A 17,058-nucleotide genomic window follows, 5' to 3' on the forward strand; every position below is an offset into this window, starting at 1 on the left:
CATTAGGGCCTAATTGGATATTAGGGTTTGGCTGAACATTCGCACCGGGTGCTGCATTAGGGCCTAATTGGATATTAGGGTTTGGCTGGACATTCGAACCTGGTGTCACATTAGGACCTAATTGTATATTGGGATTTGGCTGAACTTTGTTATTAGGGTTGTTAGGATTAGTGGGGATATTTGAACCTGGTTGCACTGTTGTTCCAGGTTGCACTGTTGTTCCAGGCTGCACTGTTGTTCCAGGTTGTACTGTTGTTCCAGGTTGTACTGTTGTTCCAGGCTGCACTGTTGTTCCAGGTTGTACTGTTGTTCCAGGTTGTACTGTTGTTCCAGGCTGCACTGTTGTTCCAGGTTGCACTGTAGCACCTGGTTGTACCTTGTTATTAGGTTGTTGTATCGTTCCAGGTTGGACCGTAGCCCCAGGTTGTGGGGTGGTACCAGGGTGTACTTTTTTACCAGGATATATCTTTGTGCCAGGCTGGATATTTGTGCCAGGCTGGATATTTGTGCCAGGCTGGATATTTGTGCCAGGTTGGATATTTGTGCCAGGTTGGATATTTGTGCCAGGTTGGATATTTGTACCAGGTTGGATATTTGTACCAGGTTGGGTAGGCTTACCCGAGTTTATTTTATTGCCATTTGACCCAGGTTGCATTTGAGGCGCTGTTTGTCCTCCTTGAATTGGGCTTGCCCCTGTATTAATAATAGTTGGCTTTCCATGCACGATAGGCTGATTAGTGTTCGCATTATTTTTTTCTCCCTTTATAGTTCTTATTTCTTTAGGCGTTAAGGGTTTGCCTGCTTTTTTCATAAGAATAGATTGAACTTGGGAGAATTGAGGAGGTGGCGACAAGGGCTGTGTTTTAACTATAACTGGTCTTGAGAAGACTTGTGCAGGAGGTATTGTTTGAGCGAAGCTCTTTCCTCCGTACAAACTAATTGTTTGAGGCGCAATAGGTGCTATATGTTTCACTACTGAATTAAAAAGTACTTTTTTGGAAACACGGGAACGTAGATTTTTTACAGCTCTAGAACTCATAAAATCTTTAGTTGTCACGACAGTAACAGCATTTGTACCTTGTATATTTCTGTAACGGATTTTCATATGACGATGCTGATATATGTTATTGATGTATGTCACATTAATCACAGTATTATTTAAATTAATTGCATAAAAATAATTTGGGGTTACGGTGTAAGGCGGTATGTAAGGTTCTCCTGGTGCCAAAGGAAACCAGCCTATGCCTAGCCCACCATCAACCACGAATTCAGGATTATTTCCACCGATAAATACAGTTAAAGCAGGTGCATACATGGGATGGGCATCAATGGGTCCGGGTACCCAGCACCATCTATTTTTTTTAAATGCCCAGCGGCCATAATGAAATGGAGCAAAGCCCCAGGGTTGATTATCAACCCAAGTCCAACCATAAGAGCTTAACCAAATCCATTGGCCGTCCTGGTACGGGGCCCAATCTGATCCTACATCATTAGGAACCCATACTGGACCATATTGCTCATCTTCTGTCCATGATCCATAATTCCCAAGATCTTCATATCCAATAGTATAAGGAGAAATATATTGAGTTGAGACAGTTCCTGCAATTTTATCTCGTTCTAAGCTCCATCTTCCAAACTCATCCGCATCACCAAGACTTGTGCATTGGTATCCATCTAGATTGGTTCCAGTGACACTGCATGATTCCCCTACTGTAATCGTATGGGTATCATTCACGCCATAAGCTGTTCCCTGTCCCTCCCGCACACTTACCGTTGTAACATTATTATCCATTGTTACATCAAAACGATAATAACCCGGTTCGGTAATTGTAAACACCAGATTTGGTGTATCTACTTCATATACTTGTTGCCTATTGATCCGCTTGATACTTAAGATAAGTGTTCCTTGGGTGATCTGAAGTTGTGCCATCCGATCATCTAAATTCAGTATTTTCAGAGCGGCTTGGCTTCCAATTCGAACAGTAGCGCCAGATAATTGCATTTCCGCAAAAGAACCAGTATCGGACCAAATCTGATCATTAGGAATTAAAGGACGATTAAGGCTGACCCCAACCCATTGTGTTTCTCCAGCTGGTATAAAGCTCACAGCTCCATTAATGAAGCTTAATCGAGCCACTTGGTACATGGGATCCGCATAAGTCAAAGATGAGAATAAGAAGACGAAGCAAGCAATTAGACTCGTTTTTATTCGGTTTGGCGTAAATAACCTTGGTGTCATGCTAATCTCCATATTATTATATATTATCCCTAATATATTAAGGAGGGGCTTTATTGCTGATTCTATTCTCTTAGTTCTCATAACCTTGTCTAAGTATAGACAAACTTATAGTGATCCTATAATAGATTGTTAACTTTTATTTGCAATTTCTAACCTGGTATGGTTTTTTTGATTAAAAATTTAGACCAGACACCGCGCTAAAGCCAAGGTGTCAGGTAATAGAGTCTGAACAAATAAATCAATATCCTGGTTGGAGAACCACAATTTTTTAGAAATGATGTTTAAGGAATTATGCAGAAACAGGCTACACAATAATCAAGCCCCCGTTTCAACTCGCTCAATCTTAATCTTTTACGTCCCGCGATTTGTTCGCGGGCTCATGTTTTTAATTGAAACGGTAAGCATTACGCAAAGAGTGAAAAAACAGTTATCATTAGAATTAAACCATTTCTGATTCAATATCATCTTTATTCACTATGGCCTTTTTATTTCTTTCTGATGATTTCGCAGAATGAGGACGACGCAATTCCTCATCATTAAAATCGTCCACTTTGATCACGTCCTGGCGCGCCATTTCTGCTTCGGTTAATTGATTGGCTTCTTTTTCAGTAAGCAAACCACATGCTAAAGCCTCATTTATTTGTTCAAGTAAAGTCAATGATTTTAAAACATGGTCTTTTACAGACCTCATAATTCTTTTTTCTAATTCTTCAGCAGCACAAATTTTATGGAAAGCCTCCTCCATACGACCTAATGGGCAATTGTCTCCTGGTTTACTATAAACTAAACGAGTTAGGCGTGACCGCGCTTCACAAGGCTCAATGAGAATACGAGCCAGTCTGTGACCTAATTGATCATTGGGTTTATTTCTTCGATTTCCTAAAGGTTTTAAAATGAAACGTAAAACAATTCGAGCCCAACCAACAGGGAAATTGACGATAACACCATGCATGGCAGTTTCGCATTCATACAATAATTGCTGACAACTCCATTCGACTATAGGCAAATCAGCTTGAGGTTCAGCGTCTTCATGAAATCGTTTCAAAACAGCTGATAGTAAATATAATGAACTCAGCATATCTCCAAGACGAGAAGACAGTTTCTCTTTGCGCTTTAAATCACCCCCTAAAAGAGTCATTGAGAAATCAGCAAGGAATGCCAAATTAGCGCTGTATTTATGTAAGAGTTGGTAATAACGTTTCATACTGCTCACGGGAGCTCTGGACATATGAGCATCAGTCCAACCAAATAGAATGGATTTGGTCAGGTTTGCAATAATAAATCCGGCATGAGCAAAAAATGCATTATCGAATGCAACCAGATCGTTATTTCTAATACTTTCAAGTTCTTTAAATACATACGGATGACATCGAATGGCTCCCTGGCCAAATATAATTAAACTGCGGGTTAATATATTTGCACCCTCAACTGTAATGGCGATGGGCGATCCTTGATATCCTCGGCCTAAATAATTGTTTGGACCTAGGCAAATGCCCTTCCCTCCGTGGATATCCATGGAATCACAGGATACTTGCCGAGCCAATTCTGTTGTATGATATTTTAAGATTGCTCCGACAACAGAAGGTTTCGCACCGTTGTCAATAGCAGCAGCAGCCATTGTAACAGCAGCATCAATGATGTAAGTATTTGCTGCAATCCTTGCTAAGGGCTCTTCAATCCCTTCAAACTTTCCAATAGGCTGATTAAATTGTTTGCGAATACGTGCATAAGCGCCTGAAGCTAAAGCAGCAGCTTGAGCACCTCCGTTAGCACTGGATGGAAGGGATATGGCCCTACCGGCACTCAAGCACTCCATCAACATGCGCCATCCACAACCGGCCATACCCACACCACCAATTAAGTAATCCATAGGAATGAATACGTCCTTTCCTTGGGTAGGACCATTTAAAAATCCTGTATTCAAAGGAAAATGACGACGGCCTTTTGTAATACCTGGAGTATTTGCAGGAATCAAAGCACAGCTAATTCCAACATCCTCGCCTTTACCCAATAAATTATCCGGGTCAAATAATCTAAATGCTAAACCAATGACTGTAGCTACAGGACACAATGTGATATATCGTTTATCCCAATTTAAACGTATACCTAATACTTTTTTACCGTTCTGTTCTTGATAACAAACAACACCTTTGTCTGGTATCGAAGCGGCATCAGAACCGGCATTAGGACCTGTTAATGCAAAACATGGAATTTCTCGTCCATCGGCTAATCTCGGGAGATAATAATTTTTTTGTTCTTCAGTTCCATATTTCAGTAACAGCTCGCCTGGACCAAGGGAATTCGGTACAGATATCGTTGTAGCAGCTGTAATGGAGCGGCCATAAACTTTAACTAAGATGGACATTTGTGCAGTCGCAGAGAATTCTAATCCGCCATAGCGTTTTGGAATAATCATGCCGAGAAATTTATTTTCTTTAATGAATTGCCAAATTTCTGGTGGCAAATTGGTGAGATTATGGGTGATATCCCAATCATCGATCATCGAGCATAAGGTATTTACAGGACCATCTAGAAACGCTTGCTCTTCATCAGTCAACCGTATGGTTGGAGAGTTTCTAAGCACAGAAAAATCAGGATCTCCACTAAATAAATCACCTTCCCAACTTACTGTCCCCGCTTCGAGAGCCTCTCTTTCTGTTGAAGACATGGCCGGCATTGCTTTGCTCACGGCTTTAAAAAAGTATTGAGATAATAATACTCGCCGCAATGGTTTTATTGCACCTACGATTAAAACAAGTTCAATTAATATCAGTGTTATTTGACTGATGATACCTGGCGATCCATATAGGAAAACGAGAGTACTAAATAAAGCAAAGCAAATCGCCCATACTGAAACAGCAGCCTGCCTGGTTAGTAATATCCCTGCAGCGCCAATAATCATGAGCACTAAAATAGCGTGTAGCACATTATTCTCCTTAATTATTTCGGATCTTTTGATCCCAAGTACCTTTTAAGTTAAAACCAGACACAACTTTTATAATCTGCTTTGCTACATCTTCAGGGTGCTCCATAGGAAATAAATGGGTGCCCTTCGTTCTATAGCCAGCTACATTGAAATATTTTTTCATGTAGCGTACATCCATTTTACCAACCACATTACTTTTGTCACCATAAATTAATGCTGTTGGAATGATCAACTTACCTTCATAGTTTGGAATAACGTGGGGAATAGTGCGATAAATTTGATACTCAATATGTCGGTCGAATCTTAAATAATACCCATCTTCTTTATATTCTAGACCATAGTTTATATAATCATTAAGGCAAGCATCAGTAAAAGTTTTAAATAAATCCCGTGTTTTTAAATAAGCCCACAATTGATCACGATTTTCCCAATACATCCGACGATTTCGAGTCCTAAATGCAGGGGTAATCCTATCAATAATTCCCAGAGCTTTAGCAAGACGAACCATGCTGGATTTGAATGAGCCAATTAATGGTGAGTCCAACATAATGACTGCTTTAAAGAGATTGGGTTTTTCTATTGCCGCCAACAAACTCAAAACACCTCCTAAAGAATGGCCTACTGCAATGACAGGACAATTGGCTTGCTCTTCAATACTGTAAATGACTTCCGAGACCAAATTATGCCAATTTTCACTAACGGGGAATAAGGAATTGTGTCCAATTTTATCAATGTAACAGCAATCAAATTCCTTTTCGAGATGATTCAGCATTTGCCTATAACACAAAGCGGGAAAGCCATTTCCATGAGCAAAATGTATTAACTCTTTCATAAAGTCACCACAAGCAAGCACTCCCTATCCGACCTGATGCATCCTATCAAGAAAGATTAATTGTTCCATTTATACTTTGACAATACGTCTGCTTTCGGATCGCAATGAAAATAAAGCAAAACTGTAATATACAATCAGCAGCGCAAGTAAAATAAACCCAGACCCTTGAAAGATAGAGTTTAGCGTTAGTAAAAGGAGTAGGAGTAATAACATAGGTGTACCAGCAACAGTCAATAATCGACAAGATTGTGGAAAGGTCACATTAAAAGAAAAGAATATATTTGAGAAAACCTGCCCTAGAAACGCCAACACCAGGAAAAAAGTAATAAAAATTGAAAAAAATATAGAAACAACCATGGGATAAATCATTAGTTGTGAGAAAAATTTCAGTTCTTTAATTGAACTTTGATCTGCAATAGATTTGCCATCAAACACCAGGTTAGTTCCTTTATCAAATTTTTGGACTAAAGGAACACCTTTGCTGGGTTTTGTTTCTGTCATATTAAAAAGTTTTAGGCTTGGAACCTTCAATGATATTTGGTCTTTATTTATTAAAATGGTGAGATAGGGATATTGGGCTGGAAAATCATTGTTTTTCCCTGTTGTATCAATGAGCACAACGACTTGTCCTTGATCGTTCTTGATTAAATAAGGCATTGGTTTTTCGAATAAGACTTCACCATTTTGGATGTAAAAAACAGGAATTTTAGATAGTGGATCTGTAATTTGGTCCTTAAAAGATTGATTTAAGCTAAAACCCATTCTCAGAGCAAACGGGATAGAACATAAAGCAATAACTAAGATAAGATAAAGAATCCCAAATCCTTTCCAACGTTTCCCTACATCCACATAAAGAAGACGTGAATAAAAGGACATATATAATGCAGACCAATAACTATAGGCAGGAGTATCAATTGGTTTTAGTGCGTTTTTTTCTTTATTCAAGCCATTCTCCAATACGTTTTCCGGATGTACGTTCAAAAGGATGTAACTTAATTTTAGGTAGCTCAACACAGAGTTGTCCACTCGAAATTTCTTGATCCGCTGTGACCCTCAAGTTGAGCATCTGTCCGTTTTTGACACATTTAGCACGGATTAACTTATCAGCGCCCATATCATCAATATATTCAACATGAATGGGAATGCCTTGAGGATTGTGCTGGGAGCAAGTCACAATATGTTCCGCTCGAATTGCTAGAATTAATTCATCTTTATCTTTAAGGTTTTGCGGACTCTTTGGTAATAAATAATTAATACCTACATCAGTGTGCACTGAATTACTGCTTTTATCAAAAATTCCAGAGATTAGGTTCATGGGGTATTGTCCAGTGAATCCTGCCACAAATAAAGTTTGCGGATTTTGATATAGTTCCTGGGGAGTACCTATCTGCTCTATAATCCCCTGGTTCAGAACCAAAATTCGTTCCGCCATGGTCATGGCCTCTGTTTGATCATGAGTGACATACACGCTGGTTGTATTTAATTGATGATGTAAGCGTCTAATTTCATGGCGCATTTCCATGCGTAGTTTCGCATCCAGATTAGATAAAGGCTCATCAAATAAAAAAACAGCTGGAGAACGTACCATAGCCCTGCCCATAGCGACTCTCTGTTTTTGTCCTCCTGAAAGTTCTTTAGGTTTTCGCTCTAAATAGGGTGTTAAATGCAATAGTTGTGCAGCTTGGCCTACCCTTTGTTTGATATCTACTTTTTTAAATCCTCTCATTTTCAATCCATAAGCCATATTATCAAATACAGTCATATGGGGATAAAGCGCATAATTTTGAAATACCATAGCCATATCTCTCTTGGCCGGTGGTATTTCGTTGACACATTGGTCATTAATTAGTATGGAGCCTGAGCTTAAGTTGTCTAAACCTGCAATTAAGCGTAATAAAGTCGTTTTGCCACATCCAGAGGGGCCTACAATGACCATAAATTCCCCTTTTTTGATGCTGATATTTATCTTATCCAGAATAGTTGTTGATCCAACCTTCTTTGACACTTCGATGAGATTGACCGTTGCCATACTTATTTTAACCCTTTTTCAAACCAGCGCTGCATCAACAAGACCACCAAACAGGGTGGAATTAGAGCAATTAATGCAACTGCCATAATATAATGCCACTGTGGGACTTGATCAGCCACTCCAGCTAAATAGCGGATGCCCATAACCACTGTAGCCATTTTTGTTTCGGTTGTAATGACTAAAGGCCAGAGATATTGATTCCATCCATATACAAATAAAATAACAAATAAAGACGCAATTTGAGTTTTAGATAAAGGTAAAACGATATCAAAAAAGAAACGCACAGCCCCTGCTCCATCTAATTTTGCGGCATCAACAAGTTCTGAGGGTATTGTTTTAAAAAACTGACGAAATAAAAAAGTACCCGTAGCTGACACAAAAAGAGGTAAAGTTAATCCAGTAAACGTATTTAACAATTGAAAAGAGGCAACCACTTGAAAAGTTGGTACTATCCGAACTTCAATTGGTAGCATCATCGTCGTAAAAATTAATGCAAAACACAGTTTTTTAAAAGGAAAATCAAAATAAACCAAAGCGAATGCAGAACCAAGGGCAAAAATTATCTTGCCCAATGCAATAGTGATCGCCATAAGAAAACTGTTGAGCAACATAAAAGTAAGAGGCTCTCCACCTGTCACGGCTAATCCTTCAGTCAAGACAACTTTTAAATTTTTAAATAATAAAGCTCCGGGAACCAGAGGAATTTGCGATTGCATCATCATGTTTCCTTCATGGCTCGCAGCAACAAGTGCCAAATAGACGGGCAGTAACATCAACATGACAAAAAAGCACAGAAACATATGCGAGCAAACACGAGTGAAATATGATTTCATGCGTAATGGACCTTTTTTTCGAGGTATTTAAATTGTGCTACAGAAACAATAATGACGATGATCATCAACAAAACTGATTGTGCTGAGGAACTCCCCAAGTCCATTCCTTCAAATCCATCCTGATATACTTTATAAATTAAATTAGTGGTACTGTTACCTGGCCCTCCATGAGTCATAACCTGTATAATGCCAAATGTATCAAAAAAGCCATACATTAAGTTAATAATGAGTAAGAAGAATGTGGTAGGAGATAAAAGAGGAAAAATAATTTGCCAAAAACGACGCCAACCTGTTGCTCCATCTATAATCGCGGCATCAATCAATGTACTGGGAACCCCCTTAAGTGCTGCAAGGTAAAATAGAAAATTATAACTAAATTGTTGCCAACTCGCTGTGAGTATCACCACTAGGAAAGCCTGTTTCACATTATTTACATAATCAAAATGAATTTCAAACGCATGAAGAAATTGGGTGACCCAACCAAGAGTAGGATGACATAGAAATCGCCATAAAATTGCGGCTACTGCAGGAGCTACTGCATAAGGCCAAATCAATAAAGATTTATATACCCCTTGCGTCTTCCCCTTATTGTTCACTAATATGGCGAGAAGTAGTCCTGAACTCATTGTAATAAAAGTGACGCTCAAAGCGATAATAAACGTGGTAGCAATTGCTTTGCTGTAACTTGGGTCAAGGAATAAATCTACAAAATTGGAAAATCCAGCAAATTTTTTATGTAGACCAAAAGCATCTGTATAAAATAAAGACTGTAATAATGCATTACAAGCAGGCCAAATAAAAAATATTAAAGTAACAATTAGTTGTGGAATTATAAAAAACCAAGCAGAAAAACGTTGGTGGTTAAATTTAGCCATTGCCCAATGTATAAGAGGGACTGTATAAGCATTATATAGGTATGATTATTTAAGTAAAGTAGTACATTTAACAGAGAATAAGGAAAATATCTTGCGCTATGTACATATCGAAAACCCCGGATCTCATAGTCGATTGATTATTGAAAGTGGATCAAAACCTGAATACAGGAAATCACAAATTTTAATTCGAGTTAAAGCAACAGCCCTTAACCGTGCCGATATCATGCAACGATATGGAAAATATCCACCACCGGCAGGGGAATCAGACATTTTAGGATTGGAAGTGGCTGGTGACGTCGTCGAAGTGGGTGCTGATGTAACCCGGTTCAAGGCAGGCGACAAAGTCTATGGTTTAGTGGGTAGTGGCGCCTATGCAGAGTTTTGTCCTGTAGAAGAGTCATTAGCGCAGCATATCCCCGAAAAATGGAATTATACAATTGCAGCAGCCCTCCCAGAATCTTTAATGACTGTTTACGCCACTCTATTTGACGTAGGGCAATTGAAATCAGGACAATCTTTATTAATTCACGGTGCAGGAAGCGGTATCGCTTCCATGGCAATTCAGATGGCCAAATTGATTCAGGCGAAAGTCATTACTACCGTAGGAAAGGATGACAAGATAGATAAAGCATATAGGCTTGGTGCCGATCAAGTAATTCATTATAAAAAACAGGATTTTGAGGACTTGATCGAAGAGCACAGTGTCGACTTGATAGTCGATTTTGTAGGTGGTGATTATTTCAACAAGCATCTCCATTTGCTTAAGCCTAAAGGCAAACTCATTCAAATTGCTTGCTTAAAAGGAAGTAGCGTGGACTGTAACCTTGCAGTAATCATGCGTAAAAGATTACAAATTATTGGTTTTGTGCTCCGTTCACAATCGCTGGAGGAAAAAAATAAATTATGGCGCGATGCGCATAAAAAATGGTCAAAAACTATAAATGAAAATATTTTAATCCCTGTCGTAGATTCAGAATTTAAATTGGAACAAATTGAAGAAGCTCATCAATACATGCAAACAGGATCTCATTTCGGCAAGATTGTTATTCTTCTAGACTAGTGGACAATGAAGACCTTTAACAAGGTAATATTATTTATAAGGTTTCTTCTTGACATGAAGCGTTCGGTTTAATAATTGCTCATAAATAGGACCATTATTGGTTAACTGTAAAACAATAGTTGCGGTAATGCATGCCATCATTACAGGGAAAATGAGATAATAATTATGCGTCATTTCGACCACCAATACTGCTCCTGTTATTGGGGAGCGGGTAGAGGAACCAAAAAGTGCGGCCATCCCTGCTACAGCAAACATACCTGGCTGCGTTAATAAATCAAGATGCACAAAACTTAAAACCTGAAAGATAGCTAAACCGAGAAGCGTTCCTAAAGAGAGGATAGGCGCAAAAATGCCTCCTGGAACTGATGTTCCATAGCAGGCCATCGTTCCAATGAATCTTATGATTAACAGGAAACATAAAAGGCCGAATCCTGGTGATAAAGTTAAGGCTTGATGTATGATGTGCATTCCCCCGCCTACTGCTGCCGGATGATAAACTGCTAAAAAGCCAATCAAAAATCCTACAGCCAATACATAATAAGATTTTTGTTTTGCATTGAGTTTGTCTATTAGATTTAATGTCTTTAGCAGTGATAGATTAAATATTAGGCCAACAAAGCCGACAACAATTCCAAAAAGTGCAAATAACCATAGAGAATCCAAATGAGGAAATTCCATGATACTCATGGGAATGGTCGGTTGGGTCCCCACAATTAAATCAAGAATAACGGTAGCAGTAATACAACAAATAACCACCATACTAAAACTTGTAAAAGAGTAGTTGAACTGATTGCGCATTTCTTCCATGACAAAAATAACGCCCGCTAATGGAGCATTAAATGCAACGGCAAGACCCGCTGCCGCGCCTGCGGCAATTAAACTGTCTATTCTGCGTCTGGAAAGGGTAAACAACCCTCCTAACATTTCTCCCAAGCTGCCTCCAATGTGGATCGTGGGTCCCTCACGACCTAAGATCATTTTTGCAGAAAGTGCCAAAATACCGAAAAAAAATTTAACAGGTAATAAACGACGCCAGGATATTTTCCTTAGGTGTAATAAGGCACCTTCAATTTCCGGCACCCCGCTTCCTGATGCTTCAGGGGCAAACTTTTTGACAGCAAAATAAGAAGCATAGACCATAACCATCGAGAGCAAACCCGAAATTAAAGCCGCTGGCCATCCTTGAAGACTGGGAATCTGAAAAAAATGATCTAATACATTTCCAAGTACATCAATGGATAGCCGAAAGGTTGAACCGACAAGCCCAACCACAATACCCAATACAAAAGATACATAATAGAGTTTTAATATCTTTTTGCGCATTGGCCTAAATCATCCCCATTAAGTTATTTATTATTTTAATTCCGGCTTGATTCACCAAAGACAATATTGTCTCTGGATGGAATTGCACTGCATGAATTGGTAGTTTCCGATGAGATATAGCCATTACAATCCCATCGTCACTCATCGCGGTAACCTTCAACTCATCGGGGATTGAGCTTAAACGAGCATATAACGAGTGGTATCTTCCCGCTTTAAAACATTGACCTAAACCAGAAAATAATTTTGGCTCATCAATTACTTCTATCATTGAAGGCTTTCCATGCATTGGATAATCTAATACATCCAAATCTCCGCCAAAATATTCTACCATTCCTTGTAGGCCCAAGCACACGCCGAATAAGGGAATTTTATAAGCTATAGCTGCAGCGATTGTTTGTGATAAATTAAAATCAGAGGGTTTTCCAGGTCCTGGAGATAACGCAACAAGATCATATTTTCCATTTTCTAAATACTGTAATGATTTATCAAAACGAACTGTGCTGACTTCAGCTCCTGTTTGACGAAAATAGTTCGCAAGGGTATGCACAAAGGAATCCTGGTGATCAACAAGCAAAACATGCTTCCCTTTTCCGTTCAAAGGAAAGCTCATGGAGATTTGTGACGTTGTTTTATTTTTTTTCTGCAACATATCTAAAAATGCAGATGCTTTGAGTCGCGTCTCCTGTTCTTCCGCTTCAGGAATTGAATCGAAAAGCAAAGTCGCCCCCACTCTAATCTCCGCAATTCCATTTTCGATACGGACAGTCCTTAAAACTAAGCCGGTATTTAAATTGCCATTAAAACCAAACCAGCCTACAGCACCTCCATACCATTTACGGGGAGATTTTTCGTGCTCTTCTATAAAATTAAGAGCCCAAATTTTAGGCGCGCCAGTAACAGTAACCACCCACATGTGGGTTAAAAAAGCATCTACAGCATCAAAATTTTTTCTTAATATTCCTTCAACATGATCTACGGTATGGATTAACCGAGAATACATTTCTATTTGTCTTCGTCCAATGACTTTTACTGTACCTGCCTCACAAATTCGTGATTTATCATTTCTATCCACATCGGTACACATCGTTAATTCAGATTCTTCTTTTTTCGAATCTAACAATAGCTGAATGTTTTCTGCATCTTCAATCGCATCTGCGCCCCGTTTGATCGTTCCTGAAATTGGGCATGTTTCTACTCTTCTTCCCTGAACCCGAACATACATTTCCGGAGAGGCGCCGACCAGATACTCTTCATGACCCAAATTAATAAAAAAACCATAAGGCGAGGGATTTAATTGACGCATTTGTTTGAATAAGGAAGAGGGCTGCTCTTGATAATGGGTATAGAACGTTTGGCTGGGGACTACCTCAAATAAATCACCGCAAGCAAAACGCTCCTTCGCCATATGGACGACTTTCGCATATTCACCAGGTTCATGATCGCAATCTTTGTCTGGTTTGTTAGGGTATTTGTATGCCAAAGACGCCCCATCCCTTGGCAAAGATTTTGTGGATTGGTTTTGATAATGAAAATCATAGCGTCTAAGAAACGCTTCTTCCTTACGATGATTCACCACATAAATTTCATCCGGTATATAAAGAACCATATCCCTTTGCAGTGGGTCTCTTTTTTTATGCTGCTTTAATTCCTCAAATTGAAAAATCAAATCAAAACCTAAAGCGCCATATAATCCCAAGTAGGGTTCTTCTTCCATTTTAAAAAAAGATAATATTGAGCGAATGACGGTAAATACCGAAGGTTGTTGGCTTCGTTCTTCTTCACTGAATATTTTTTTAGTAGATTGTATATGAATTTGCAACAATTCATCGCTTCGTTTGGTAAGGTTTAATAAAGACTCTTTTTCCAAAACGGGAATCATAAAAGCTAAAAGTACTTTGCCCCGTTGATTTAAGGCATCAATTTGAATTAAATCCTGTTTGCAAATCACGGCCAAAGGTGGATTATAGAAACCTATATCCCAGCAGGTATAACGCCCTGGAAATTCAAAACTCGAGGCAAACAAAGCACCCCTATGTGTATCCAGGCGCTCAAGAAGACTCTCTATACCTTGTGGATAATCTAAGGAGGTCTGAGCACACTCTACTTCGACGCCCCCCTGGGTTTTATAATGTTGTAACATGAATCACAAGCTCAATGTAAATAAGGTGATTCTCATTCTACTTTAAAAATGGTGTTCTGCAACAATTGTACTTAGACTGCTTTGAGGTTCCAAGGAAAAACCATGTAAATTAGCTGTTTTTTTTTAATCAGAATTTCGAATTAACAGGAGGATGGATTCCCGCCTAAGTGGAAATAATAGGGAATGGGGCAAAATAAATAAAAACTTTGCATGGATTTTAATTCGTCATTCCCGCTTAGGCGGGAATCCATCTTATCAGCACAATCAGTAATTAAGTGCAGGATATATTTTTTAACTTACAAAAAATTGAAAGAGTTAAATAATAAATTTGGTACGCATCATCACTTAATTAAGGGTTATTAATTTTCATAATCTCCTCAAGAGAACAATTTTTATCAATGGCATCTTGCACCCATTGGCCAACCTGATGATGTGCGTCCCTAAAAGGAACTCCTTGCAAGACTAGAGACTCCAATACTGCAGTGGCATTCAGAAAACCTGTATTCGCTTTTTGACCCATCCATTTCGTATTAAATGTCACACTTTCAAGAAAAGGTGTCATGATTCCCAAACACCCAGTTAATGTATTTACCGTATCAAACAAACATTCTTTGTCTTCCTGCATGTCCTTATTATAAGCAAGAGGTAATCCTTTCATTACAGTAAGAATCCCTATTAAATGACCGAATACACGACCGCTTTTCCCTCGAATTAACTCTAAAACATCCGGATTTTTCTTATTGGGCATTAAAGAAGAGCCTGTTGAAAAAGCATCATCAAGAGTAATAAAACCAAATTCCTGAGTAGCCCAAAGGATTAAATCTTCAGCAAATCGTGATAAATGCATCATGATAATTGAAGCAGTAGCACAAAATTCAATGACAAAGTCCCGATCACTTACAGCATCCAGAGTATTCTCTATCACGCCATCAAAACCCAAAAATTCTGCAACCCATTTTCGATTGAGTGGAAGAGAACTTCCTGCTAATGCGCCAGCGCCCAAGGGAGAGAAGTTCATTCTTTTTTGCCAATCCTGCAAACGACCTAAATCACGTTGAAACATTGACGAATATGCAGCAAAAAATTGGCCTAAAAATATAGGCTGAGCTTGTTGCAAATGAGTATACCCGGGAATTTTATCCTTAGCATGACACTTTGCCTTCTCTTCCAAAACAAGGTTTAAACGCTCCAGGAGATCTTTAATATGTATGCCTGCTTCACGAGAGTACAATCTTAAATCAAGAGCTACTTGATCATTTCGGCTACGGCCTGTATGTAATTTTTTACCTACATCACCTATTTTACTAATTAGTAATTGTTCCACAAACATATGGATGTCTTCAGAAGTCTCATTGAACTCATAGACGCCCTCTTCGATTTCCTTCTTTATCTCTTGCAATGTGCTACAAATCAAATTTGCTTCGGCATTAGAAATTAATCCTTGAAGAGCAAGCATTTGTGCGTGCGCCTGACTACCCAGAATATCGTGGACATATAGGACCTTATCAAAGGCCAAAGAAGCATTAAAATGCATCACTCTTGAATCAAGTTCCTTTTTGAATCGGCCTCCCCAGGTTTTATTGGCCATTAGTTGTCTCCTTTATGTACTTTGCCATAGACTTGTGCTGATAAAGAAAATAAATTAATAAACCCTTCAGCATCCTTTTGGTTATAAACCCCATCCTCTTCGAATGTAGCCAGTTCAGGATCATGCAAACTAAAAGGAGAATGCATTCCATAAGGAAGGATATTTCCTTTAAATAATTGCAGGTTAACTGTTCCAGTCATATGCTGCTGTGTTACGTCAATTAATGCATCAAGTGCTTTTTTAGCTTGTGAAAACCATCGCCCCTCATAGACGAGGTTGGCATAAGTTTGTTGTAATGATTGTTTCAAATGTAATGTGGACCGATCAAGACATAAACTCTCAAGCATTTGGTGTGCTTTATAAAGAACTGCTGCACCAGGTGATTCATAGACACCTCTTACTTTCATGCCTACCAATCGATTTTCTACAATATCTGCTACTCCAATCCCATGAGCACCCGCAATTAGATTTAATTTTTGAAGCAATTCCACAGGAGGCATTTCTTTTCCATTTAATGAAACGGAAATCCCATTTTCAAATCCGATGCTGATCAATTCGGGTTGGTTTGGAGATTGCTCTAATGAAGCAGTCATAAGCAATAAATCATCTGGTTTTGGTTGGCTTGGATCTTCTAAAACACCACCTTCATGTGAAATATACCAAAGATTATGATCCCGGGAATAAGGTGATTTAGGAGTTACGGACACTTCTATACCATGCAATTGAGCATATTCAATAGCCTCTTGTCGTGATTTAATCTTCCAGGATCTCCAGGGTGCAATGATTTTAAGTTCAGGAGCGAGTGCTTTTACGGTATATTCAAAACGAACCTGGTCATTCCCTTTACCAGTAGCCCCATGTGCAACAGCATCTGCTTTTTCCAGAGTTGCTATCTCCACCAGTTTTTTGGCAATGAGCGGACGTGAAATGGTTCCTAAAATGTATTGATTTTCATAAAGGGCTCCTGCTTTAACCAAACACCACAAATAATCTTGTACAAATTCTTCCTGTACATTAAGGACATAGGCTTTTGAAGCGCCGCTTTGTATCGCCTTTTCCTTAATTGCAGCCAAATCTTCATTTTGTCCTAAGTCACACACCATTGCGATAATATCTGCTTGTTCATAATGCTCTTTAAGCCAAGGAATCATTACTGAGGTGTCGAGTCCCCCAGAATAGGCAAGAACAATTTTTTTAATGGATTCAGACATGA

12 protein-coding genes are annotated in these 17,058 nt (G+C 38.9%); 1 reads left to right on the top strand and 11 read right to left on the bottom strand.

Features of this window, described 5'->3' with window-relative positions; all coding sequences use genetic code 11:
* The 7 genes from BU07_RS17015 to BU07_RS0111260 all read right to left on the bottom strand — a co-directional run.
* Nucleotides 1-2,239, bottom strand: a 2,239-nt coding sequence (locus BU07_RS17015) for a DUF6600 domain-containing protein (protein WP_211249046.1), incomplete at its 3' end; no start/stop codon positions are given.
* A 439-nt stretch (nucleotides 2,240-2,678) separates the two neighbouring features.
* Entirely contained in the window at nucleotides 2,679-5,141 is a 2,463-nt protein-coding gene (locus BU07_RS0111235) for an acyl-CoA dehydrogenase (protein WP_031566078.1), read from the bottom strand.
* A gap of 34 nt (nucleotides 5,142-5,175) precedes the next feature.
* The gene (locus BU07_RS0111240) at nucleotides 5,176-5,997 is read right to left on the bottom strand and encodes an alpha/beta fold hydrolase (protein WP_031566080.1); all 822 of its coding nucleotides are present in this window, start codon (nucleotides 5,995-5,997) and stop codon (nucleotides 5,176-5,178) included.
* 69 nt (nucleotides 5,998-6,066) lie between these two features.
* Entirely contained in the window at nucleotides 6,067-6,942 is an 876-nt protein-coding gene (locus BU07_RS0111245; protein ID WP_031566082.1) for a DUF1189 family protein, read from the bottom strand.
* Complete coding sequence (locus BU07_RS0111250; RefSeq protein WP_031566084.1) at nucleotides 6,935-8,026, bottom strand: ABC transporter ATP-binding protein; 1,092 nt, start codon at nucleotides 8,024-8,026, stop codon at nucleotides 6,935-6,937. Before BU07_RS0111250 ends, BU07_RS0111245 begins: the two co-directional genes overlap by 8 nt.
* 2 nt (nucleotides 8,027-8,028) lie before the next feature.
* Complete coding sequence (ugpE, locus tag BU07_RS0111255) at nucleotides 8,029-8,859, bottom strand: sn-glycerol-3-phosphate ABC transporter permease UgpE (RefSeq protein ID WP_031566086.1); 831 nt, start codon at nucleotides 8,857-8,859, stop codon at nucleotides 8,029-8,031.
* On the bottom strand, nucleotides 8,856-9,734 hold the full coding sequence (locus tag BU07_RS0111260; RefSeq protein WP_031566087.1) for an ABC transporter permease subunit: 879 nt from the start codon (nucleotides 9,732-9,734) through the stop codon (nucleotides 8,856-8,858). The genes ugpE and BU07_RS0111260 overlap by 4 nt, the downstream gene beginning before the upstream one ends.
* Nucleotides 9,735-9,825: 91 nt before the next feature.
* Here BU07_RS0111260 and BU07_RS0111265 point away from each other — a divergent pair, with 91 nt between their 5' ends.
* The gene (locus tag BU07_RS0111265) at nucleotides 9,826-10,794 is read left to right on the top strand and encodes an NAD(P)H-quinone oxidoreductase (protein ID WP_031566089.1); all 969 of its coding nucleotides are present in this window, start codon (nucleotides 9,826-9,828) and stop codon (nucleotides 10,792-10,794) included.
* A gap of 30 nt (nucleotides 10,795-10,824) precedes the next feature.
* On the opposite strand, the gene clcA is transcribed toward BU07_RS0111265, so the two are convergent.
* From clcA to BU07_RS0111285, 4 genes are all read right to left on the bottom strand, one after another.
* Complete coding sequence (clcA, locus tag BU07_RS0111270) at nucleotides 10,825-12,117, bottom strand: H(+)/Cl(-) exchange transporter ClcA (RefSeq protein ID WP_031566091.1); 1,293 nt, start codon at nucleotides 12,115-12,117, stop codon at nucleotides 10,825-10,827.
* A gap of 4 nt (nucleotides 12,118-12,121) precedes the next feature.
* A complete protein-coding gene (locus BU07_RS0111275) occupies nucleotides 12,122-14,257 on the bottom strand; it encodes an anthranilate synthase component I (RefSeq protein ID WP_031566094.1) in 2,136 nt (711 codons plus the stop codon).
* 349 nt (nucleotides 14,258-14,606) lie between these two features.
* Entirely contained in the window at nucleotides 14,607-15,845 is a 1,239-nt protein-coding gene (gene argH, locus BU07_RS0111280; protein WP_031566096.1) for an argininosuccinate lyase, read from the bottom strand.
* Complete coding sequence (locus BU07_RS0111285) at nucleotides 15,845-17,056, bottom strand: argininosuccinate synthase (protein WP_031566098.1); 1,212 nt, start codon at nucleotides 17,054-17,056, stop codon at nucleotides 15,845-15,847. The genes argH and BU07_RS0111285 overlap by 1 nt, the downstream gene beginning before the upstream one ends.
* Nucleotides 17,057-17,058 lie beyond the last annotated feature (2 nt).

This window comes from Legionella wadsworthii DSM 21896 = ATCC 33877 (assembly GCF_000701265.1).
Lineage (GTDB): Bacteria > Pseudomonadota > Gammaproteobacteria > Legionellales > Legionellaceae > Legionella > Legionella wadsworthii.